The organism is Hydrogenobaculum acidophilum, from assembly GCF_054656715.1.
Map to the genome: position 1 here is coordinate 25,363 of NZ_BAAHXP010000004.1, position 22,222 is coordinate 47,584.

General features: G+C 34.9%; 26 protein-coding genes and 1 other RNA gene. 20 read left to right on the plus strand and 7 right to left on the minus strand.

Features of this window, described 5'->3' with window-relative positions; genetic code table 11:
* Nucleotides 1–17: 17 nt before the first annotated feature.
* Nucleotides 18–1,271 (minus strand): deoxyguanosinetriphosphate triphosphohydrolase family protein, encoded by a 1,254-nt coding sequence (locus tag ACYQZV_RS03325; RefSeq protein ID WP_459893177.1) that lies wholly within the window; start codon nt 1,269–1,271, stop codon nt 18–20.
* 49 nt (nt 1,272–1,320) lie between these two features.
* Here ACYQZV_RS03325 and hisIE point away from each other — a divergent pair, with 49 nt between their 5' ends.
* From hisIE to ACYQZV_RS03340, 3 genes are all read left to right on the plus strand, one after another.
* Entirely contained in the window at nt 1,321–1,950 is a 630-nt protein-coding gene (gene hisIE, locus ACYQZV_RS03330; protein WP_459893179.1) for a bifunctional phosphoribosyl-AMP cyclohydrolase/phosphoribosyl-ATP diphosphatase HisIE, read from the plus strand.
* A 53-nt stretch (nt 1,951–2,003) separates the two neighbouring features.
* The gene (locus ACYQZV_RS03335) at nt 2,004–2,354 is read left to right on the plus strand and encodes a HesB/IscA family protein (RefSeq protein ID WP_459893181.1); all 351 of its coding nucleotides are present in this window, start codon (nt 2,004–2,006) and stop codon (nt 2,352–2,354) included.
* A gap of 163 nt (nt 2,355–2,517) precedes the next feature.
* The gene (locus tag ACYQZV_RS03340) at nt 2,518–3,375 is read left to right on the plus strand and encodes a hypothetical protein (protein WP_459893183.1); all 858 of its coding nucleotides are present in this window, start codon (nt 2,518–2,520) and stop codon (nt 3,373–3,375) included.
* Here ACYQZV_RS03340 and ACYQZV_RS03345 read toward each other — a convergent pair.
* Complete coding sequence (locus ACYQZV_RS03345; RefSeq protein WP_459893185.1) at nt 3,372–4,280, minus strand: SAM-dependent methyltransferase; 909 nt, start codon at nt 4,278–4,280, stop codon at nt 3,372–3,374. The genes ACYQZV_RS03340 and ACYQZV_RS03345 overlap by 4 nt on opposite strands.
* A gap of 16 nt (nt 4,281–4,296) precedes the next feature.
* On the opposite strand from ACYQZV_RS03345, the gene rimI reads away from it, so the two are divergent.
* Nucleotides 4,297–4,734, plus strand: a complete 438-nt coding sequence (gene rimI / locus ACYQZV_RS03350; RefSeq protein ID WP_459893187.1) for a ribosomal protein S18-alanine N-acetyltransferase — start codon at nt 4,297–4,299, stop codon at nt 4,732–4,734.
* Here rimI and ACYQZV_RS03355 read toward each other — a convergent pair.
* From ACYQZV_RS03355 to ACYQZV_RS03375, 5 genes are read right to left on the minus strand one after another with little or no spacing between them, the layout of a single operon-like run.
* A complete protein-coding gene (locus ACYQZV_RS03355) occupies nt 4,726–4,887 on the minus strand; it encodes a hypothetical protein (protein ID WP_459893189.1) in 162 nt (53 codons plus the stop codon). The genes rimI and ACYQZV_RS03355 overlap by 9 nt on opposite strands.
* Before the next feature lie 43 nt (nt 4,888–4,930).
* Nucleotides 4,931–5,362, minus strand: a complete 432-nt coding sequence (locus ACYQZV_RS03360; protein ID WP_459893191.1) for a flagellar export chaperone FliS — start codon at nt 5,360–5,362, stop codon at nt 4,931–4,933.
* A 12-nt stretch (nt 5,363–5,374) separates the two neighbouring features.
* On the minus strand, nt 5,375–6,760 hold the full coding sequence (fliD, locus tag ACYQZV_RS03365; RefSeq protein ID WP_459893193.1) for a flagellar filament capping protein FliD: 1,386 nt from the start codon (nt 6,758–6,760) through the stop codon (nt 5,375–5,377).
* Nucleotide 6,761: 1 nt separating this feature from the next.
* On the minus strand, nt 6,762–7,163 hold the full coding sequence (locus ACYQZV_RS03370) for a flagellar protein FlaG (protein ID WP_459893195.1): 402 nt from the start codon (nt 7,161–7,163) through the stop codon (nt 6,762–6,764).
* A 43-nt stretch (nt 7,164–7,206) separates the two neighbouring features.
* On the minus strand, nt 7,207–7,659 hold the full coding sequence (locus ACYQZV_RS03375; RefSeq protein WP_459893198.1) for a RusA family crossover junction endodeoxyribonuclease: 453 nt from the start codon (nt 7,657–7,659) through the stop codon (nt 7,207–7,209).
* A gap of 16 nt (nt 7,660–7,675) precedes the next feature.
* On the opposite strand from ACYQZV_RS03375, the gene pheT reads away from it, so the two are divergent.
* From pheT to speE, 16 genes are all read left to right on the plus strand, one after another.
* On the plus strand, nt 7,676–9,943 hold the full coding sequence (pheT, locus tag ACYQZV_RS03380; RefSeq protein WP_459893200.1) for a phenylalanine--tRNA ligase subunit beta: 2,268 nt from the start codon (nt 7,676–7,678) through the stop codon (nt 9,941–9,943).
* A 3-nt stretch (nt 9,944–9,946) separates the two neighbouring features.
* Nucleotides 9,947–10,113: non-coding RNA, 6S RNA (gene ssrS / locus ACYQZV_RS03385), on the plus strand.
* A gap of 46 nt (nt 10,114–10,159) precedes the next feature.
* Nucleotides 10,160–10,717 (plus strand): 5-formyltetrahydrofolate cyclo-ligase, encoded by a 558-nt coding sequence (locus tag ACYQZV_RS03390; RefSeq protein ID WP_459893202.1) that lies wholly within the window; start codon nt 10,160–10,162, stop codon nt 10,715–10,717.
* A complete protein-coding gene (gene rny / locus ACYQZV_RS03395) occupies nt 10,699–12,426 on the plus strand; it encodes a ribonuclease Y (protein WP_459893204.1) in 1,728 nt (575 codons plus the stop codon). The genes ACYQZV_RS03390 and rny overlap by 19 nt, the downstream gene beginning before the upstream one ends.
* A 54-nt stretch (nt 12,427–12,480) precedes the next feature.
* Entirely contained in the window at nt 12,481–13,854 is a 1,374-nt protein-coding gene (hemN, locus tag ACYQZV_RS03400) for an oxygen-independent coproporphyrinogen III oxidase (protein WP_459893206.1), read from the plus strand.
* A 42-nt stretch (nt 13,855–13,896) separates the two neighbouring features.
* Entirely contained in the window at nt 13,897–14,550 is a 654-nt protein-coding gene (atpB, locus tag ACYQZV_RS03405) for a F0F1 ATP synthase subunit A (protein WP_459893208.1), read from the plus strand.
* A gap of 1 nt (nt 14,551) precedes the next feature.
* A complete protein-coding gene (locus ACYQZV_RS03410; RefSeq protein ID WP_459893210.1) occupies nt 14,552–14,959 on the plus strand; it encodes a hypothetical protein in 408 nt (135 codons plus the stop codon).
* 9 nt (nt 14,960–14,968) lie between these two features.
* The gene (atpE, locus tag ACYQZV_RS03415; RefSeq protein ID WP_459893212.1) at nt 14,969–15,316 is read left to right on the plus strand and encodes an ATP synthase F0 subunit C; all 348 of its coding nucleotides are present in this window, start codon (nt 14,969–14,971) and stop codon (nt 15,314–15,316) included.
* A gap of 67 nt (nt 15,317–15,383) precedes the next feature.
* Nucleotides 15,384–15,524 (plus strand): 50S ribosomal protein L34, encoded by a 141-nt coding sequence (rpmH, locus tag ACYQZV_RS03420; protein ID WP_459893214.1) that lies wholly within the window; start codon nt 15,384–15,386, stop codon nt 15,522–15,524.
* Entirely contained in the window at nt 15,521–15,727 is a 207-nt protein-coding gene (gene yidD, locus ACYQZV_RS03425) for a membrane protein insertion efficiency factor YidD (protein WP_459893216.1), read from the plus strand. Before rpmH ends, yidD begins: the two co-directional genes overlap by 4 nt.
* Nucleotides 15,727–17,274, plus strand: a complete 1,548-nt coding sequence (gene yidC / locus ACYQZV_RS03430; protein WP_459893218.1) for a membrane protein insertase YidC — start codon at nt 15,727–15,729, stop codon at nt 17,272–17,274. Before yidD ends, yidC begins: the two co-directional genes overlap by 1 nt.
* Nucleotides 17,275–17,295: 21 nt before the next feature.
* A complete protein-coding gene (locus ACYQZV_RS03435; protein ID WP_459893219.1) occupies nt 17,296–18,606 on the plus strand; it encodes a peptidylprolyl isomerase in 1,311 nt (436 codons plus the stop codon).
* A 17-nt stretch (nt 18,607–18,623) separates the two neighbouring features.
* Nucleotides 18,624–19,592, plus strand: a complete 969-nt coding sequence (locus tag ACYQZV_RS03440) for a 3-dehydroquinate synthase II (protein ID WP_459893221.1) — start codon at nt 18,624–18,626, stop codon at nt 19,590–19,592.
* Nucleotides 19,589–20,245, plus strand: a complete 657-nt coding sequence (gene rpe, locus ACYQZV_RS03445; protein ID WP_459893222.1) for a ribulose-phosphate 3-epimerase — start codon at nt 19,589–19,591, stop codon at nt 20,243–20,245. The genes ACYQZV_RS03440 and rpe overlap by 4 nt, the downstream gene beginning before the upstream one ends.
* Nucleotides 20,238–21,335, plus strand: a complete 1,098-nt coding sequence (locus tag ACYQZV_RS03450) for a pyridoxal phosphate-dependent aminotransferase (RefSeq protein WP_459893224.1) — start codon at nt 20,238–20,240, stop codon at nt 21,333–21,335. The genes rpe and ACYQZV_RS03450 overlap by 8 nt, the downstream gene beginning before the upstream one ends.
* 35 nt (nt 21,336–21,370) lie before the next feature.
* Nucleotides 21,371–22,213 carry a polyamine aminopropyltransferase gene (gene speE / locus ACYQZV_RS03455; protein WP_459893226.1) on the plus strand — a complete coding sequence of 281 codons (843 nt, stop codon included), beginning with the start codon at nt 21,371–21,373 and terminating at the stop codon, nt 22,211–22,213.
* Nucleotides 22,214–22,222 lie beyond the last annotated feature (9 nt).

The following is a 22,222-nucleotide window of genomic DNA, read 5'->3' on the forward strand; positions in this document are numbered from 1 at the left end:
AAATCAATAGATAGTTTTTATGCGATATCAAATAATCCATCGTTGGTAGGGCTAAAAAGCCTTCTATGAAGCTTTAGGGCGAAGTTGTCGGTCATCCCTGCTATATAATCACAGGCTAGTCTGAAGCGCTTTTGTTCGTCGTTTTTGCAATCTTCTACATCCCACATGTATCTAAAATCATCTGGATAGTATTTTCTGGCGTCTTTTTGAGATAACACTTCAAAGAGTTCTTTTATAACAAAGCTAAGCTTGTGTCTTAATTGCTCTAACCTATAGTCGTTTATAAAAAGCTCTTTGCTTATGCTTTTTAAAATATGCACTTCCCATTTTGCGCTGTCTTCTATCTTTAGTTTATAGTCGTATCTTCTGGTGTTTGGTCTTTTCTTACTATTTTCTACTATGCTTGTAGCGTTTATAAATTTATGTATCCTAAAAGATGTGAAGGTTTTTAAAAGCCTTTTTCGTTCAAAGGGATTTGCTTTTTGGATTTTATAAAGTTCCTCTTGGAATTCTTTTAGTATTTGTTCTGCAAAGGTTTTATCTATATTTTGGCTTTTGGCATCGTTTAAAATACATTCTCCTATTTTGTCTATCACAATGGAATTTATTAAGGATAGCCTTACCCCATCTTCTATATCATGTACTGAGTAGGCTATGTCGTCTGCCCAGTCCATTATTTGGGACTCTAAGGGTGTTTGGCCGTCTTGATAGTGAGGGTCTATAAATTCAAGCTCTTCCTTGTGTTCTTTATATATACCTTTTTTATTATCTTTTGATAAAAATCTCTTATACTTTATCACCCCATCCAATACAGCTCTTGTTAGGTTTAATCCATAACTTTTATCGTTTTTTAAAGCTTTTATCTCAAGATATGTGAGAATCCTTATATTTTGAGCGTTTGATTCAAAGAAACCATATTTTGCCATTAGATTTCTTAAAGTTTCCTCGCCAGAATGTCCTAAAGGTGGATGTCCTATATCGTGAGCTAACGATATAGCTTCTAAGATAGCACTGTCCAATCCATGTTTTATAGCTATCCCTTTTGAAATCTGTGCTACTTCTAAGCTATGGGTTAGCCTTGTCCTGTAAAAATCCAAATACCCAGGGCTCATTATTTGGGTTTTACCTTGTAGTCTTCTAAAAGCTGAAGAATGTATTATTCTAGCCCTATCTCTTTCAAAATCATCTCTTATGTCTGTGCTTTTCTTTTTTTCTATGAAATCATCATCTTTAAACAGTCTCTCTTTGTCAAAATCGTTGTAAGTTATCATTAAAATATATTAGCATATTAGATTTTGGTAAATTGTATATAATTTTATTATGCAAATAGAGGATATAGCTTTTGACGAGAAGGGATTGGTGCCAGTGGTGGCTCAGGATGCTTTCACTGGTGAGATTAGGATGTTAGCCTATGCCAACAAAGAGGCCATAGAAAAAACGCTTCAAACTGGATATGCCCACTACTTTTCACGCTCTAGGAATGCTCTTTGGAAAAAGGGCGAAACTTCTGGAGAGCTTCAAGAGGTTTTGGATATAAGGCTAGACTGTGATAACGATGCTATTATATACATGGTAAAACAGCATAAAGATATAGCTTGTCATACTGGTAATAGAAATTGTTTTTTTAAGGCTTTTAACAAAAAAGACGGAAAGCCTTCTTTGATGCCTTTTGAGATATTGCCATTTTTAGAAAGGCTTATAAAAGATAGAATATCAAATCCACAGGAAAATTCCTATACTTCTAAGCTTATAAAAGAAGGTCTTGATAGGATAGTTCAAAAGATAGGTGAAGAAGCCATAGAAAGTGTTATAGCCTTCAAAAATCAAAATAAAAATGAGATTGTCTACGAGCTTGCAGATTTGATGTACCATATTTTGGTAGGACTTAGCTATCTTGATATATCTTTTGAGGATGTAGAAAAAGAGCTTGTTAGAAGACATAAATCATAGCCACTGTGTTATTTTAGCTTTAGATTATGATTATCAATTTTAAGGAGGCTTTTATGGAAGCAACTACTTTAGTTTTTACAGTTTCAGAATTGGCTTCTCAGGAAATAGCTAAGATAGCTGCTGAGAATAGCATCGAGAACCCTATGCTTAGAATAAGGGTTGTGCCAGGTGGATGCTCTGGCTTTCAATATGCTATGGGCTTTGACGACACCGTTGAAGAAACCGATATAGTTTTAGAATCTAATGGCACCAAAATCATAATAGACCAATTTTCTGTTCCATATATCAACGGTGCAGAGCTTGATTATGTTCAAGATTTTATGGGTGGTGGATTCACCATCAAAAATCCAAACACCTTTGGTGGTGGTTGCAGCTGCGGTTCTGGTGGTTGCGGTTCACATTAATTATGCAATTTTCCCGCCAGTTGGCGGGTTTTATTTTTTGGTGATTTTATAGTTAGTTAAAGTTTACTACGTTTATATAAAATATTTCTGAGATTTTAAAATATTCATAAATTTTTCATAATTCTTTCACTTATATTACACTCACATAGGGTATTATTCTTTAATGAAAAAATTAATACTAGCTTTTGGGATAGTGAATGGGTTGGTTTTTGCTAAAAGCCTAAGAAACGAGGTTTATGTAAACCTTTTTTCCGGGAGGCTTCCTGGTATAAGAAGTGTCACATTAAGACCAGAGTTAAACGTAGGATATAAGCTTCATTTAGGGATAAAAAGATTTGATATAGATTTTAGAGCAGATGGATATTATGGTTCTGCTAACACTGGTGCTGGTACCCAAAGAAATAAGCTTTTACAACTAAACTTAAAAGCTTTGGGCCTTTACAACTTTTATGAAGATAAGTATTCTAAAATAGGTGTTGGGCTTTTTGCTAAAGATTATCAACCTTTAACCTCTTTCAAACCATCCATTACCCCCTCTCAGATTATCCAATACGGTACTGAGGAAAAGGAAATACCCACCAACGATACGTACAATTTTGGTTCTAGGCTAAGGGCTTCTTATTATTACAAGAAGATAGTGTCTTCTGTTTTTACAGATATATATTTTTATGGCAATAGAGTGGCTCCAAACTTAGTTCCTTATGCTCCTTTGCTTAGTATAGGCACTAAAGATAAGTTATTTTTGATAGGCGATATAGAAAACCCTAAACTTGCTTTAAACCTCGACATGAGATTTTATTTTGAAAGAAAATATGGCAACAAAATATTTACCTCTCATGACGGACTTGCGGGGACTAAAAGAGAGTTTGATTTGACGGTAGGCTTTATGTACTATATTACAAAAAAGTTTGATTTTCACGTAGAAACTTATGGTTTTAACAATCTAAACAGGGGAAGCTCTTCTACGCTGCCAAGTGGGTTTAAAGATGGTGTATATGCTGGTTTTGGGTATAGATTTTAAAGCTTTTGTTGAAAAAGTACGTAAAAGCTATCTCCCATGCTAAGTATAAGATTTTTAAGCCTTGAGCATCTTTCGATGGAGTATGCATCCTCCTCCTGGCATACTTCTTCTAAGATGGCTACAAAGTAAGGGATTTCTATCAGGAAGTCCCTTTGCTTTTTTAAAAACATATTTTTAAGACCAAAATACTCACCTATTCTTTGAAGCATAGAAAAATCCACCATATATGTGATGTCAAACGTATCTTCTGTATAGATATTTTTAACAATTTTAGAGTCTTTATAACCTATTATAGTGTTTTTGTGTGGCGATGTTTTGTATCCGTAATCTATAGTAAGCATATAACCTTTTTTCAATATTTTAGATAATTTTTCATATATATAAAAAGTGTCTAAAGGAAGTTCGTAATAGTTATCATCTATGTTGAATATGTTTATAAACTTTTTGGTATCATTACAAGGTTCTTGCCATACCTCTTTTAAACCATCTATGTAAAGTTCTTTTTTATCTTTTACAGGAGCTATGCCTAAAGCATCGAAAAATTCGTTTGATAGTATTATACCTTCAAAAGGCTCTAATTCTTCCAAGGAGCTTGTCCAGATTACGTTTTTATTGTTTAAAAGGTTTTTTTGTACATTTGTTAGATATGGGCTTACCTCATATATAATGTAAGGTATGTCTAACATTTCTAATATATCTTTTGCCATTATACCGTTTCCGGCTCCAAGCTCTAATATCTTTGGGTTATCGAATATTTCTAGGTAATCTTGTAGAAAATGGCCTATGCTTTTACCAAAAGCTTCGTCTAGCTCTGGGGATGTAAAAAAATCTCCTCTTCCTATCTTAGGATTTTCGCTGTAGTATTTTTGGGCTTTTTGTATAAAAAAATCGTAAAAACGTTTCATGCTAAAATTATACATCATGACAATAACAGAAATGACAAAAGAGCATCTGGACGAGGTTATAGAGATAAACAACATATCGTTTACCACGGATGCTTGGAATGAGCAAGGTTTTTATAGGGAGTTTAGCCTAGATTATTCAAAAAAATGGGTAGGAATAGAGGACGGAAAAGTGGTGGTATATGCTATATTTTGGTGTCATGGCGCCGAGGCTTTTATGATGACATTTGCTGTACATCCTGATTATAGGTCAAAAGGTGTAGCTTCTTATTTTCTGACAGAAGTTTTTAAGCTTTTAAAAGAAGAAAATATAGACTATGTAGAGCTTGATGTGAGAAAATCAAACTTACCCGCCATAAACTTATATAAAAAACTCGGTTTTAAAATTGAAAGGGAGCGCCCCAGCTTCTACTCGGACGGCGAAAACGCTTTCGTAATGTCAAAAGAGTTAGTATAGGTAATTCTTAAACTTATTGAAGTTGGCTATAGCCTGAGCTAAATTCAGCCTTTTATTTGTTGCTATCTCTATAATATAGTCTAAAATCTTTATAGATTCTTCTATATCTTCCTTTGACTCTTTGGATATATCTACTGTCGCTAGCTCTTCCAAACACTTTTGAGCTTTATCGTATTCTTCGGTTTGTACGAAGATCTCACACTGAAGGAGCAGCTTTTTCAGTGGCGACTGATTTTGGTCCATATTCTCTTCTCTCTAACTCTTCCCAAGCTTTTTTAACGCCTGATAGCATCATTATCATATTTTGTAGAAGTTCTTTGTCGTTTTTCTGATTTGCTATGAGAAGCCCCTCTAATATAACCCTATAGAAGTTTGAAAGGTCTACAGCAACTTGGCCACCTTTTTCAAAGTTGAGGGAGTCGTGTAGTATAGCTACAGCTTCCGTGGCCTTTGTAATATACTCGCATTTCTTTATAAGATTGTCAATATTGTCAAGGCCAGCATCTATAGCCTCTATAGCGAGTTCCATAAACTCAATAGCCTTATCGTAGGCTATAACAATGAGTTGTAAAGGGTTTGCACTGAAAAGCATGTTTTCCACATAGCTATCCTTTAGATTTTGATACATATTTTACCTCCTTTATCCTAACAATGTTTGTAGCTTTGTTATTTCTGCGCTAGAGCTTGCCATGATGGCTTCTACCTGAGAAAATTGCAGTTGCAGTTGTTGTTGTTGTAATATCAACGATTGTTGCATTTGATATATCTGATTTTCTGTGTATGTGTAGTTTGAAGATATGTTGTTTTCCTCCGTCATAAGTGCTCCGTTTGGCGATATTATATTCATGATAGCTTGGCTTAGGCTACTTACAAACGCTGTGACAGAGCTAAGTGCTGTTTGGGAGCTAGTGCTTAGTATATTTTGAAAGCTGTTTGAGTCAAACTGTAGTTGTCCTGTCTGATAGTTGTAATTTACTACCCCAAGGTTTTCCAAAGGTTGTACTACGCTTAAAAGCTGACTTTTTATATTGGTTAGTATATAGTTGCCCATAAAATCGCCTGGCAATATGAAAGGGTTTGCTGATGTTAAAGAGTTTTGAGAAGGATAAGTGCCTGGTTTTTCTGTTAGAACGTTTATAGGCGTCAATATGTTGTTTATTTCATTTATGAGGTTTGAGACATTGTTTGCCACTTGTGAGGTATCTTGGGATATGCTTAATACCACAGAACCTGTACCAGATAAGTTTAGCGTCACTCCGCTTAGGACATTTTGTATTTGGTTTACGTTTGATGTTACGCTTGCTCCTCCAAAGTTTATGATAGCATCTTGTGCATTTTGTATATAGTTTTGTGTGAAGATGCCTGAGCTGTCTCTAGCTACTACAACATGTTGGGTTGTGGAGGGTGATGTTACGAAAGTAGATGCACCTTGCTTTTCAGCAACCATGAGGCTGTATGCACTGCCGTTATAAAATATTGAAGCTGTCACATCTGAACCGGCGGTATTGTTTATTTCGTTTACTATATCTTGTAACGTATTTGTACCGTTGTAAGTTATATTAAACTCTTGGACTCCTGGAGTAGCATTGGTTAGGTTGTTGTCTGTAACACCAGAAGAAGATGTGTTTGATCTAAAAAATAAGCTTATAGTCCCACTTTGTCCTAGTTGTGTATTCAAAGAGGAAAAGCTTCCTAGTAAAGATATCTCTGGTTGTGCTAGCTGTTGAACCGTTATATTGTATGTGCCTGGTGATGTGCCTGGAGAAGCGATAGCGGTTAATACGTTTGGGTTTGAACTCATGGCTGTCATAGAGCCCGTAATAGGGTTTAGCACAAAACCCATCATAGTAGAAAATACTGACATTGATTGATTGTAAATGTAGTTTACCTCTTGCATCTGATTCTGCATATAGGCAGCTTGCTGACTAAGCGATATAAGCGGTAAACTACTGGACGACATCACTGCAGCCAATATGCTACCGCTGTTGAATAGGTTTGAAAATCCGGACAAAGCTATACCTGCCATATTACACCTTCTTGTTCACTATAATACCTACTAAATTGTTTATAGCCTCAGCTATCCGTAGCATATATTCTGGTGGTATCTCCTTTATTACCTGGTTTGTTTTATTATCTATAATTTTTATTACCACGCTATCGGCTTTTTTGTCTACGGTAATGTTTAAATGGGTATTTAAGTAGGATAGATTTGTTGTAAGTTGTTCTATGGCTTTTTGGATTTGCTTTTCTAAATTACCTGTAATACCTTGTTGTCCATCCTTATTTTCATTTTGGATATTTTGATTGTTTGTAATATTTTCTGATTGTAGTGCGGTGTTTGATTGGTCTGCTTGAGGGTTTTGTATAGCTTGATTGTTTAACTGATTTACCAAAGCACTATCTAAACCTCCAAGTTTAAGCGGCGTCATATTAAATACCTCCAAACTTTCTTATAAATAACATATTACCCATTTAGCCTTTTTCAATGATATTTTTATCGGCTTTTTTGAGAAAATTTTTAGCTTCTTCTATTTTAAACATTTTCTCTTCATACGGTCTTATCTTTAGGAAGATGCCTTGTAGGTTTTTTTCAACATGTTTTATGGTGTTTATTTCGTATATGAGGTTATCGTTTCTTATAACTTCTGTTTTTTCTAATACATCCCACAGCGTTTTAAGCATATTGTCTATATCTCTTCTTCTTTTGTCTGGAAGGAATATTACCGCTTCTATAGATACTTTGCAAGAGAAGGGCTCTTTAAAACCTGCATTTTTTAGTTGTAAGCTTATTTCCCAGGAGGCTTTTGTTTCCCACGAGGAGATGTTCCATGGTTTAAATACTCCACCTCCTTTTTGCCTTATATATCTGTTGGCTTTTCCTTTTGGGGGTTCTGAAATAAATAAATACAACGTATTTTCTTCCATGATAAAATAGTATACTATGTTTGTACCTATATCTATATTAAACGAATTTGTGGAAGTAAAAGACCCTCAGTATGTTGCTGAGAGATTATCTATCTCGGGTACAGAAACGTCTTTGAAAACCTTTGGTATAGATATAAAGGGTGTAAGAGTAGGTGAAATTTTATCTGTACAAAAAGTCCAAAATTTGAATTTATGCAAAGTGTTTGTCGGAGATTCTACCGTTGATATAATTACAAGCGCCTCAAACATTTATGTAGGTGCGAAAGTGCCAGTAGCTTTAAAAGGAGCATCTTTAAATGGTAAATCTATAGAGGAAAAATCTTTCAAAGGTATATTATCTCAGGGTATGATGCTTTCGGCGTCAGAGCTTGGACTAGACGATGTTGAGAATGGTATTCTTATACTTGACGACGATATAGAAGTTGGTACTGATGTTGGTAATCTCTTTGATTTTGGCGAAACTATTTTAGAGTGTGATATTACGCCAAACCGCGGTGATTTACTTTCTATACTTGGAGTTGCTAGAGAAATTAGTGCTATAACGGATAAGTATTTGGCTTTTAATATAGATTTAAAAGAAGCTCCTAAAATAGATTTAGATATAGCCATAGAATCAGATGGCTGTTATAAGTATGTAGGTGCTTTGATAGAAAACACTTTTGTTAAAAGCTCAAAACTATGGCTTAAAAAGGCTCTTTGGAAGATGGGACTTAAAACCATATCTAATATAGTGGATATCACAAATTATACAATGATGCTACTAGGTCAGCCCCTTCACGCTTTTGATAAAGATAAAATTGGCGATAAAATCTTGGTAAGACAATCAAAAAAAGGTGAAAAATTAACAGCTTTGGATAAAAAAGATTACGAGCTCGATGAGACTATCATGGTTATAGCTGACGATAAAAATCCTATAGCGTTGGCGGGTATAATAGGCGGGCTTCATAGCGCTATATCTTCCGATACAAAAAATATTTTTTTGGAATCGGCCCTTTTTGACCCTGTTTTTATAAGAAAAGCTTCAAAAACGTTGAAGATATCAACAGATGCCTCTTATAGATTTGAAAGGGGTGTAGATATAAGTATGGCTTTAAAGGCTTCTTTTTTTGCTTTAAATCTTATAGAAAAAGAGACCGGGGGTAGAGTAGTTGGTTGTAAGGAAGTTGTAAGAGAAGAGCTACCTCAAAAAAAATTCTTCTTACCCATGAACGATTATGTAAGATATACGGCTACTTCTTTCGATAAAGAAAGAATATCTTATATAGCCAGCAAGCTTGGTATATCAAATAAGCCTATGAGATGTGGTATAGAGTTTGAAACTCCGTCCCACAGATATTACGACATAGACTCTCATATTGATTTGATAGAAGAGATAGTAAGGGTTATGGATTTTAACAACTTTGAGCCACAGCCGCTTTCTTTGATACCAAAACCTACAGATGTCAAAAATACTTTATTTGAGCTTAAGAAAAAGTTGACCGCCATTGGCCTAAAAGAGGTTATAAATCTAAGCTTTGACAGAATAGAAGACTATGAAGTTTTGGGATTGGAAGCCCCTAGGATTGAGGTGAAAAATCCTATACTGCCTTCTTTTAGGTTTTTAAGAAGATATATAACCCCATCTATGATAAGGATAGCAGAGCAAAATATCAAAAAGCATATATACGATTTCGCAATTTTTGAGATATCAGATGTCTTTAAAGAGGATGCTTTGACTACTCACATATGTATATTGCTTAGAGGTTTCAAAAGGATATATCCAAAAACCAAGTGGACTTTACATCATATGAAAGAAATTGTAAAAACCATAAACAAAGAAATATCTTTTGGCTTTTCTGATTATAAGTTTCTTCATCATTATCAGCAGGGAAGTATAAAGTTTGACGATAAGGTTATAGGTTTTTTCGGTCTTTTGAGAAGCGATATACTTCAAGATGCTATAGTTTGTGAGTTTGAGATTCCTAATCGTGATGTTGAGCAAAAATTAAAGGATGTGTCAAAGTATCCACCAGTAGTTAGAGATGTCTCACTGATAATGGACATTGATTTTGACGTTCAAAAGCTTATTCTTATCATAAGAGAGTTTTTTGGAAGTATGCTGGAAGATGTTGTGTTGTTTGATTTTTATAAAGGAGAGCAAATAGAAGAAGATAAGAAGAGTATTGGTATTAGACTTAGCTTGAGAGCCCTTGATAGAAGTTTGGAGGATGAAGAAGTAAACGTTCTAATGGAAAAGTTGTTAGAACGTTTAAAAGATGTGGGTGTAAAGCTTAGGGTAGTTTAACATAAAGGCCTGCCCTATTCGTTAGTGTAAAGATATTTTTGGGGCCTACATGTGAGCTAATAGGGAGCTCGGTAGTTCAGGAGCGTCTCATTGTAGACCTCTTGACAGGGCACCCACCTAGAAATAGGAGGCCCGCATGTATGTTTGCACGACGGTAGGGTGGGTTTTCAAAATGCTTCTTGTCTTTCTTCTCTTTGCCTCCTAAGATGGAGGTATATGTCAAAAAAGGACTTAAGAAATGTTTTTTTAAAAAGGCGAGATATGTTGTCAGAGGAAGAGGTAAAAAACTCTTCCTTGGAGATAGCAAAAAATCTGTCAAAGGATGACGATTTTAAAAGGGCTAACTCTGTTATGGCTTATATACCGATAAGAAAAGAGGTAAATCCACTTATAGATATGAGTATATACAAAGGAAAAACGCTATCTGTGCCTAAGATATTTGGTGATGAGCTTGTGCCTTGTCTTTATAAAGAACCTTTTGTGAAATCAGCTTATGGAACTTTAGAGCCTAAAGAATGCGAAGAAGTGGATATAGACCTTTGCTTGGTGCCAGGTGTATGTTTTGATAGGCATCTTTATCGTGTAGGTTTTGGTAAAGGTTTTTATGATAGATTTTTAGCTAAAAATAAGCATATTTTTTCTATAGGGGTTTGTTATGATTTTCAAATAGTTGATTCTATAGAGAAAGACCCTTTTGATGTAAAACTTAACAAAGTTATTTCTGAAAATTATGTAATAGAAGGAGGTAATTACCAATGGAAACTGTTGTTATAGGTATTTTGTCTATTTTGGTATTGGGACTTGCTGGGCTTGGTTTTATGGCTTTTAAGAAGCTAAATGAGAAACAGACAACAAGTATGCCAAGTACATCGGAAGAATCTAAGCTTCTTTTAGAAGAAGCCAAAAGACAAGCGGACGCCATATTAGAGGAAGCTAAGAAACAGCTTGAATACTCTAAAGAGCTTGCAGAAAGAGAAGCTTCTAAATATATGGAGTTTATAAAAGCTGAAAACGAAAAATTGGAAAGGGAAAAAGAGGCTATAAAAAGAGAATTAGAGCTAAAGAAAGAGGAGCTAGAAAAAGATTATGCAAGAAAGAAAGAGGAATTGTCATCTAAAGAGCAAGCTCTAATTCAAAAGGAGAAGAATCTTGAGGCAAAAGAAACAAACATAGAGAGAAAGCTTCAAAGTCTTGAAAAAAAAGAGGAAGAGCTTTATTCAAAGGAAAGAGAGCTAAAAGAGTTAGAGAAAGCTTTGCAGCGAAAAGAGAAGGAGATAGAGGCTCAATATAAAAGTATAGAGGCTATGAAACACGATGTAGAAGAGTTGAAAAACAAGGAGTTGTTAGAGCTTCAAAGGATAGCTTCTTTGACAAAAGAGGAGGCTTACCAAGAGATATTAAAGAAAGTAGAAGAAGAGGCGAAGATAGAAAGTATAAAGATAGCCAAAGCTATAGAGGAAAAAGCCAGAGAAGAAGCTGAAAGAGAGGCGAAAAGAATTATCACTACCTCTATACAAAGACTATCTCCAGAGATTGCTATAAATTATAGCACTTCTACTATAGAGTTGCCAAGCAACGAATTTAAAGGGCGTATCATAGGTAGAGAAGGTAGAAATATAAGGGCTTTTGAGATACTGACAGGTGTCGATATTATAATAGACGATACTCCAGATACTGTTACGCTTTCTTCTTTTGATCCTATGAGAAGAGAGATAGCAAAGCAAGCTCTTGAAAGGCTTATAATAGATGGTAGGATACATCCAGCACGTATAGAAGAAGTGGTGGAGGAGGTTAAGAAAGATATGGATAATAATATAAGAAAGTTGGGAGAAGAGACAGTGATGGAGCTTGGCATACACGATATGAACCCAGGACTTTACTACTACATAGGAAAACTTTATTATAGGACTTCTTATTCTCAAAATGTATTGTTGCATTCTAAAGAGGTGGCTACAATAGCTGGTCTTATGGCTGCTGAACTAGGTCTAAACGAAAAAGCTGCCAAAAGGGCTGGGCTTTTACACGACATAGGCAAAGCTATATCAAATGAGATGGGCGGTTCTCACACCGATATAGGCATAGAGCTTTGCAAGAAATACAAAGAGCCAGATTACGTACTAAACGCTATAAAAGCTCACCACGAAGAAGAACCTGTCAAGTATCCAGAAGTGGCTTTGGTATGCGCAGCGGATGCTCTTTCTGCGGCAAGACCAGGGGCTAGAAGAGAATCCTTGGAAGCTTACATTAAAAGGTTAGAAAAATTTGAAGAAATAGGCAAAAGTTTTCCTGGCGTTTCCAATGTTTATGCTGTGCAAGCAGGTAGAGAGATAAGAGTTATAGTGTCTCCATCTGAGCTAACCGATGAGCAAGCTTACGAACTTTCTAAGAAAATAGCTAAGAGAATTGAAGAGGAGATGGATTATCCTGGCAACATAAAAGTTGTGGTTATAAGGGAAAATAGGTTTGTGGAATACGCAAGATGATATTTGTTTCATAGCTTTTGGGAAAAAAGCTTATATTTATATTGGAGAGGTTTTATGTATGAAAATACAAAGATAGATTTGGAGCTTATAAGAAAATATGATAAGCCTGGGCCAAGGTATACTAGCTATCCCACAGCGGTAGAGTTTAAACCAGTATCTCCTGAGGTTTATAGACGAGAGTTAGAGGGTATATTGAAAGATAACCATCCTCTTTCTTTATATATACATATCCCTTTTTGTGAAAATGCATGTTGGTTTTGCGGCTGCAACGTTATAATTTCCCATCGGACAGATGTGGCTAAGCCTTATTTAAACTATCTTTTTAAAGAAATATCTATGCTCAAAGATGTGTTAGGAGATTATAAGGTAATTGATCAATTTCATATAGGTGGTGGCACACCAAACTTTCTGGAAAACGATGATTTTAAAAGCATGATGGAATTTATTAGAAGTAGATTTAAGTTCACTGAAGAAGCTGAGGTGTCTTTAGAAATAGATCCTCGCCACATAGATTATAACAAGCTTAAACTTTATAAAGAGCTTGGGTTTAATAGAATTAGTATGGGTATACAAGATTTTGATAAAGATGTACAAGAGCGAATAAACAGAGTACAAGACGAGGAGCTTCTTAAAAGGGTAGTGTACGATGTGCGGGATTTAGGGTATAAAAGTTTAAACATAGACCTTATGTATGGTCTTCCAGGGCAAACTGTTGATACGTTTAGAAGAACTATAGAGAAAACTATAGAGCTTTCTCCGGATAGAGTAGCCGTTTTCAACTTCGCCTATGTGCCATGGCTAAAGCCTCTTCAGCGTAAAATAGATGCCACTATGCTGCCAGAAGCTCCAACCAAGATAGATATGTTAAAGTTAGCTATAGAGCTTTTTGAATCCAGCGATTACGCTTTTATAGGCATGGATCATTTCGCCAAAAAAACCGATGAACTTTACTTAGCTCAAAAGCATAGAAAACTATGGAGAAATTTTCAGGGCTATACCACTAGAAAAGGTGTGCATCTTATAGGGATTGGGGCCACTTCTATAGGTATGCTGGATAAAGCATATTTTCAAAACCATAAAACTTTAAGAGATTATTACAAGGCTTTGGACCAAGATGTTTTTCCCGTGATGAGGGGGTATATATTAACAGAAGACGATATAATAAGAAGAGAAGTGATTATGGATATAATGTGTAATCTTTACGTGGATAAAAAAGACATATCTTCAATATTTAATATAGATTTTGATACATATTTTGAAAAGGAGCTTTTAGAATTAGAAGAGCTAGAAAGAGATGGTCTTATAAATATAAACGATGGTAAAATAGAAGTTAATCCAGAAGGTAGGCTTCTTGTAAGAAATATAGCTATAGTGTTTGATGTCTATTCAAAAGCAAAGGAAAAACCAACTTTTTCTAAAACTATATAAATTTTTGAAGAAATTTTTATATTCTTATGCTATAATATTGGTATGGAACATTATGAGCACATTATAACCAGCATAGTGGCTATGGTAGTGGCTTTAGGCGTTGTTCTGGCTGCTGGCAAACCAAAAATTATGCCATCAAAGTTGCAGTTTGTGATAGAGACTTATGTAAATTTCTGTAAATCAATGGTGGTAGAAAATATAGGAGAGCAGGGGCTTAGGTATCTGCCTCTTATAGCTTCTATAGGTCTTTTTGTATTTTTTGGAAACGTAATGGAGCTTTTGCCTTTTGTAGATGCCCCTACTGGCAACATAAATACTACGCTGGCTTTGACCTTAATAGTATTTTTCTTATATCATTTTGAAGGTTTTAGGGTAAACGGTCTCGGATATATAAAGCATTTTATGGGACCTATTAAAGTTTTAGCGCCTTTTTTCTTTGTTATAGAAATTATGTCTCATTTAGGAAGAGTTGTATCGTTGTCCTTGCGTCTTTTCGCCAATATGAAAGGTGGTGCAATACTTCTTATTTCTATAATAGGTGTTTTGATAGGCAATCCATTTACGTTGGCGGTTTCTCCAGTGGTTCTTGTATTCTTGATAACAATAAAGGTTTTGGCTATAGTTTTACAAACTTTTATATTTATGATATTAAGCACTATATATATAGCTGGTGCAGTTGTACACGAGGAACATTGATATGGATATAAGTAAAATACTTCTTATAATGGATATGGAAAACGGTGATTGTACTAAGCTTATAGGTAAAATATTAGATGTCGTGAATAATTTTAAAGCTAGTTTAGATGTTCTTGTGGTGTTAGAGTCTGTAAAAAAGGCAGAAGATATAGCAATCTCCTTTGGTATGCCCTTTGACCCTTATATGAAGGAAAATAGCATAAAACAAGTTACAAATAGACTTAGCCATCTTTTCCCAAAAGATATGAACGTAAACTTTCATGTAAAAGTAGGTGATTTTGATGAGGAGGCTGAGGCGGTATATAAAGAAGTGAATCCAGACATGATTTTATTAGCTTGTAACAATTTTAGTAAAGATATATCTAAATTCTCTAAATCCACAGGTAAACCCATTTTATTAATAAATTAGGAGGAACTTATGAAGCTTAAGACTCTCATGCTTTTAACGCTTGCTAGTAGCATAGCAATGGCTGATACTGCTAGTGCGGGTAGCTCTGATGCTCATGCTAGAGCACTTTTCTATGGTTTGATGGCGGTGGCCGCTGGCGTAGCCATAGCTGGTGGTACCTTGGGTGCTGGTGTAGGTGCTGGTGCTGCTATAAGAGGTGCCGAAGAAGGTATGGCTAGGAATCCAAATATGGCAGGTAAGCTTCAGACTATCATGTTCATAGGTCTTGCCTTCATTGAAACGTTTGCCTTGTACGCCATGCTTTTCTCTATTATTTTCGTATTTACCGGTATATTCTCAGGAAAGGCAGGTTTTTAAGTTCTTAAGCATCGCCTTGGGTAGAGGCGATTATAAATATCTACCCTTTTAAGAAGAGGTTTTTATTATGACAAATGCTTTGAAACCACATATATCAAATAGAAAGAGAAAGCGTGTAAGCGGCTTTTTGGCTCGTATGTCTTCTAAATCTGGTAGAAACGTAATAAAAAGAAGAAGGCAAAAGGGAAGGAAGAGATTAGCTCCTTGAAACGCTTGTTGATAAAGCTTGTAAAACTTTGGCAGATTTTTATATCGCCACTGTATCCAAGTTCCTGTAGATTTTATCCAACTTGCTCTAACTATGCTATTTTATCCATTGAAAAGTATGGTGCTTTTAAGGGAAGCTTAAAAGCTATTTGGCGTATATTAAGGTGTAACCCCTGGAACAGGGGCGGTGTAGATTATCCCTGATGGAACAGGTTGATTTAAAGAGGCTGATAGTTGTATTTTTTGCTGTATCTATTACTATAGTGGCTTATCAATATATATCTGAATATTTTTTTAAAAGCCCAAAGCCAACACAGATAAACAAGACATCAAATGTTGAAGCTAAAGAAAAACCTACCAATATAACTTACAATTATCAAGGTGGCATAAACCTTCTTTTGAATGGTCAAAGAGGGAGTTTGAATGTTAACAACGGTGTGCTGTTGCACTTAAAAGATGCTGATGTTAAGTTTTCGTATAGCGGCGGTAGGATAGTTTATTACTACATAAAAAATTTTAAACAAAACCTTATAACACCACAAGAGTATGCTTTGAAGATATTTCCTTTAGAGATATACACAGGGGACTCTTCTCTTGACCAGGCGATAAACTTTGATAATTATAATATTTCCGTAGATAAAGATGATGTAAGGATGACACTAAGTTTACCAAATATAAAAGTCGAGAAGGATGTTCATTTTGATAAAGAAGGGTTTATATCTTATATTAATATAAGTTTATCTGGGTATGATAAGCCTTATTTCGTAATGATTGGCAACAACCTCAACGAAGAAGATTTGCACACCCATCAAGGACCTGTTTTTAATATAAACGGAAATGTTAAAAGGTTAGATAACGACGATATAAAAACCTACAAGGTAATTACTGGAAATATATCCTTTGCTGGTGAAGAAAGCAGGTTTTTCTTTCAAGGTATAAAGGGTCATATAAACTCTATCCAAATATATAAAGAGAGGTTAGGAAAAGAAGATTTTACGCTTATGCTTGCGTCTTTCGACGGTAAAGCTTTGATGTTTTTTGGACCAAAAGAATACGATTGGCTTAAAAAAGCTGGTCTTACCGACGTTCTTGATTTTGGTGATTTTAGGATAGTGGTAGAGCCTTTGTTTAAATTTTTATATTTTATCTACATAAAAACTGGAAACTGGATAATATCTATCTTTGTTTTAACGCTTATAATAAGAATACTATTTTTCCCGTTAAATTATAAATCAACGTTATCAATGTCAAAATTGTCTGAAGTAGCTCCAAAAATGGAAAAAATCAAAGAAAAGTATAAAGACGACCCAGTGAAGATGCAGGAAGAAATTATGAAGCTCTACAAAGAGGTAGGCTTTAACCCAGCCTCTGGGTGTTTGCCTATACTTGTTCAAATACCTATATTTTTCTCCCTTTACAAGGTTATCGTCATAACTGCTGATTTAAAGTTAGCTCACTTCTTGTGGATTCACGATTTAACCCAGAAAGACCCATATTATATTTTGCCTATTTTGATGGGTATAACGATGATTATGTCTTTGAGGCTTACACCAAATCCGGACCCTAGGCAAAACTCGGTTATGTATATAAGCTCCATATTTTTTGTGTTTTTGTTTGCTTCGTTTCCAGCGGCTTTAGTTATATATTGGACTATAAACAACATACTCAGTTTCTTGCAAACTTATCTTATTAGAAAAGTACTTTTAAAAGATAAGTTGAGTGCTCCGACAAAAAGCCCTAAAACAAAATAAAAATGGTAGTATAATGTTAGTATGTTTGAGTTTATAAGAAAACACAAGGAAACGTTCGCTATTTTATCAGGTATAGTTACTGCAGCATTTTTCCTTTGGAATTTCGCCGCTGGCAATATAACGTCTTTGTTTCACAAATCTGCAGACTGTGTAGCCACCGTAGACGGTAGTTGTATAAGTATAGTAGATTTTAGAAGGGTGGCGATAAGAACAAACAAGCAGATGACTCCACTTTTAAAACAAGAAATTTTAAACTCCTTAATAGACGATGAGCTTCTTTATAAAGAGGCAAAGAAGGAGGGGTTTGTGGTATCCGATAAAGAAGTAGCAGATATAATATCACAAGATCCATCTTTTCAGGTTAATGGTAAGTTTAACTTTGAAAGGTATAAGGCTGTATTGGCAGAGGCTGGTTATACTCCAGAGACTTACGAGTCTTATATAAAAAAGCAGCTTACCATACAAAAATATACGCTTTTTATAACCAACGCTTCTTATGTTAGCGATATGGAGCTTGACGAAGCTAATATGATAAACAATACATTGTTGTCTGGGAAAGCTTACATAGTGGACCCGAACTCTGTAAATATAAATTATAAACCTACGGAGCAAGAGATAGAAAATTATTACAACTCTCATAAAGAGGAGTTTAAAGCTATAAATCCCTCTTCTATAATATATTGGGAGACAACTGATAAAAATAAAGCAAGAGAAATTTATATGACTCTTAAATCTGGCAAAATACCACCGGGATTTAAACCATTTGACGAAAAAACGATGTCAAAATCTTTTGCTGCTGTGGTGAAGGCTCTTAATCCGCAAAATCCTGTTTTGGTGGGTAACGTTGGTAATCAAATCTATATATTTACTTATCAAAATACCAAAACTTCTTCTATCTTACCCTTAGCTGAAGTGAAAAATCAAGTTATTCAGGATCTTGTAATGGAGAAAAAAATAATGGCTTTAAAAGATTTTGCGAAAAAGATTTATGAGGATTTAAAAGCTAAAAAACCTGTAAATATAAAACCTGTCGCTTTTAACAACCTATCTTTATCTAAGATATCCACCATGGTTGACATCAAATCTTCAGATATAGTACCTATTATAACTGCTAAAACCCCAGCATTTTTTGGCCCTTATGTTTCTTCAAATGGAACTGCATACGTTATAATGGAGATAGACTCAAGAACTCAAGGTAAAAACGCTAACTCTCAAGAAACCTTTTCACAACTTATAAGCGTAAAAGCGAATATTTCGATGAATTACCTTATAAAGGATTTAAGGGAGCATGCTAAGATAGATATAAACAAAAACTTATACAACAACCTTTGATATGTTAAAATAATCCTATGAAAGAGAAAGAATTTTTGCTTTGGTCCAAAGACAAAAACGCTATTACTACGGCTTTAGAATCAGGTGTTAAAGCTATAATAGTGGATAATCCTGAAGAAGCTCAAAATGTGTCAAGGCTTGGGAAGGTAGATACGTTGTTGTTGGGAAAAGACATAGAGTATATAAAGATTTTAAATAAAGACGATGAGATAAGAGCCGCAAAATCCCCAAAGAAAGTGTTAGTAGAAACCACGGACTGGACTATAATTCCTTTGGAGAACATCATAGCTCAAAAAGAAGATGTATATGTGATAGTAAAATCTGAAGAAGAGGCTAAAACTGCTATAAATATATTGGAAAAAGGAGTTAAAGGCGTCGTTTTAAAGAATCCGGATTTAAACCTTATAAAAAAGATATCCAATGTAGTAGAGCCAAAAGAGAAGTTAAATCTTGTAGAAGCTGAAATTTTAAGAGTGTTGCCAGTAGGCATGGGAGATAGGGTATGTGTGGATACCACTTCTATATTAAAAAAGGGAGAAGGTATGCTGGTGGGCAACTCTTCTGGTGGTATGCTTTTGGTAGCTGCTGAAACCGAAGAAAACCCTTACGTGGCTTCAAGACCATTTAGAGTAAATGCTGGTGCGGTCCATATGTATATAAGAACCCCAAGCAACAAGACTATATATTTATGTGAAGCAGAAGCTGGGAAACCTGTAATGGCTTATGATAAAGATGGCAATGGCAGAGTTGTTTATGTAGGAAGAGCAAAAATAGAAAGAAGGCCTATGCTTTTAGTAGAAGCCATTTCAAACGGTAAAAAAATATCAGCAGTGCTTCAAAACGCAGAGACTATAAGACTTGTGACACCCTCAGGAGAACTTATATCTGTGGTGGATTTGAAAAAAGGTGATAAGATATTGGGATATATAGAGCAAGAAGGAAGACATTTTGGTATGAAGGTGGATGAAACCATCACAGAAAAATGAAATATCTTGCCCCCTCTATACTTTCTGCTGATTTTTGGAATCTTGGAAAAGACATAGAGGCCACTTTGAAAGGTGGTGCTGATATAATCCACTTTGATGTAATGGATGGTGCGTTTGTACCAAATATCACAGTTGGACCTTATGTTTTAGAATGTTTAAAAGAAAAGCTTCCAGATGTTATTTTTGATGCTCACCTTATGATAAACAACCCAGACGCTTATATAAAAGATTTTGTGGAATCCGGCGCCTCTATGGTATCTGTTCATATAGAAAATGTCCCTCATATACATAGAACTATTGAGCTTATAAAACATTTAGATGCCAAGGCTGGTGTTGCGATAAATCCCGGTACTTCTTTAGATGCTATTGATGAGATAATCTATTATGCTGATTATATCCTTGTTATGTCTGTAAATCCAGGTTTTGGAGGGCAGAGTTTTATAGAGCGCTCAGTTATTCGTGCTAAAAGCCTAAAGCAAAAGATTTTAGAAAAGGGTTTAAACTGTCTTATAGAGATGGATGGCGGCTTGAAGCTTCAAAATCTCCATCTTGTGAAGGATTATGTGGATATTTTTGTAATAGGCTCTGGTATTTTTAAAGAAAAAGATATTACAGCTATTACCAAGCAGATAAAAGATTATTTAAATGTTTAAGAATATAAAACCATTCATCGTAATGGATATACTTAAAAAAGCATCATCTTTTGAGAATGCTATACATCTTGAGATTGGTGAGCCAGATTTAGCTCCTTCTCCAAAAGTTTTAGAGGCTATAAATAGCACTTTGGAAAAAGGATATTTTGGGTATACCGAAGCAAAGGGGCTAAGTGCTTTAAGAGAAGCTATTGCAAAGCATTATAAATATTTTTACAACGTAGATATATCGCCCGAAAGAATAATAATTACTACTGGTTCTTCAGGTGGGTTTTCTTTGGTGTTTGGGCTTTTAGAAGGAAAAAAAGTTGCTTTGCAAGACCCAGGATATCCATGTTATGAAAACATAGCTTACGCTTTTGATAAAAGCGTTGTAAAAATACCAGTTTTTAAGGATACGAGCTTTCAAGTAACGAAAGAACATTTGGAAGGTTTAGACTTTGATCTACTTTTAATATCATCTGTTTCAAATCCAACGGGCGTTGTTTACGATGAATCTAATTTAAAAGATGTCGTTGAATTTTGCCGTAAAAATAACAAGGTGTTTGTATGTGATGAGATATACCATGGTCTTGTTTATGACAAAAGCATCAAGACAGCTCTTTCTTTTGATGATAACGTGTTTGTTGTAAACAGCTTCTCTAAGTTTTTTTGTATGCCAGGGTTTAGAATAGGCTGGATGATAGTCCCAGAAAAATATGTAGAGAGCTTTGAAAGGCTTTCTCAAAATATGTTTATAAGTGCTCCTACATTATCTCAATACGCTGCCTTAGAGGCTTTTGATTATGATTATCTTAGCTTTGTAGTGAATACTTTCAAACAAAGAAGGGATTTTTTATACAACGAACTAAAAAATATCTTTGATATCCCAGTGAAACCAGAGGGAGCTTTTTACATATGGGCAAATATATCGAAATACGGTATGAAATCAAAAGAGTTTTGCGATTTTATCTTTGATAAAACAAAAGTTGCCATCACACCAGGGATAGATTTTGGTACCAATCAAACGGATAACTTTGTAAGGTTTTCTTTTGCAAAAGACATAAACCAGTTAAAAGAAGCTATAGTTAGGATAAAAAACATGCTATAATTTGAATAAAACTTGTTTAGAGAGGAGAAGAAACTATGAAAGATGTGTATTTTATGGAGAGAGACCCATATGCACCTATAAGACATTGTTATGGCATTAGTAAAATCCTCTATGAGGGTAAATCTAAATATCAAGAAATTCAAGTGGTAGAATCTCACTATTTTGGAAAAATGCTAATATTAGACGGTGTTGTGCAGTTTACAGAAAAAAATGAGTTTTTTTATCATGAGATGCTTACCCATCCTGTGATGTTTGCCCATAAAAACCCAGAAAATGTACTTATAATAGGTGGAGGAGATGGTGGTATTCTAAGAGAGGTGTTAAAGCATAAATCTGTGAAAAAAGCTGTGCTTGTTGATATTGATAAAGATGTGGTAGAAGTGTCTAAAAAGTTTTTTCCAACCGTGGCTTGTTCAATGGATGACCCAAGGGCTATTATTCTAAACGAAGATGGATTTAAATATATTCAAGATTATAAAAATGAGTTTGATATCATTATAGTAGATTCGACGGACCCTGTTGGCTTTGCGCACGTTTTAACTACTGAAGAATTTTTTAAATACGTGTTTGAGGCTTTGAAAGAAGATGGTATATACGTTGGTCAATCAGAATCTTTGCATTATCATCTTGATATAGTGGTTCGTTTTCAAAAAGCCCTAAAAAAGAGCTTTCCAATAGTAGACCTTTATACTACCGTTATACCAGTTTATGCTGGTTATTGGTGGACCTTTTCGGTAGGTTCTAAGGTTTATAATCCAAGAGAAATATCAAGGGACGTGGATGTAGAAACAAGGTTTTATTCCGACGAGATTCACAAAAACGCCTTCTTGCCACCTAACTTTTATCAAAAGGTTTTAAATGGTACTTTTAAATACTAAACAATAAGG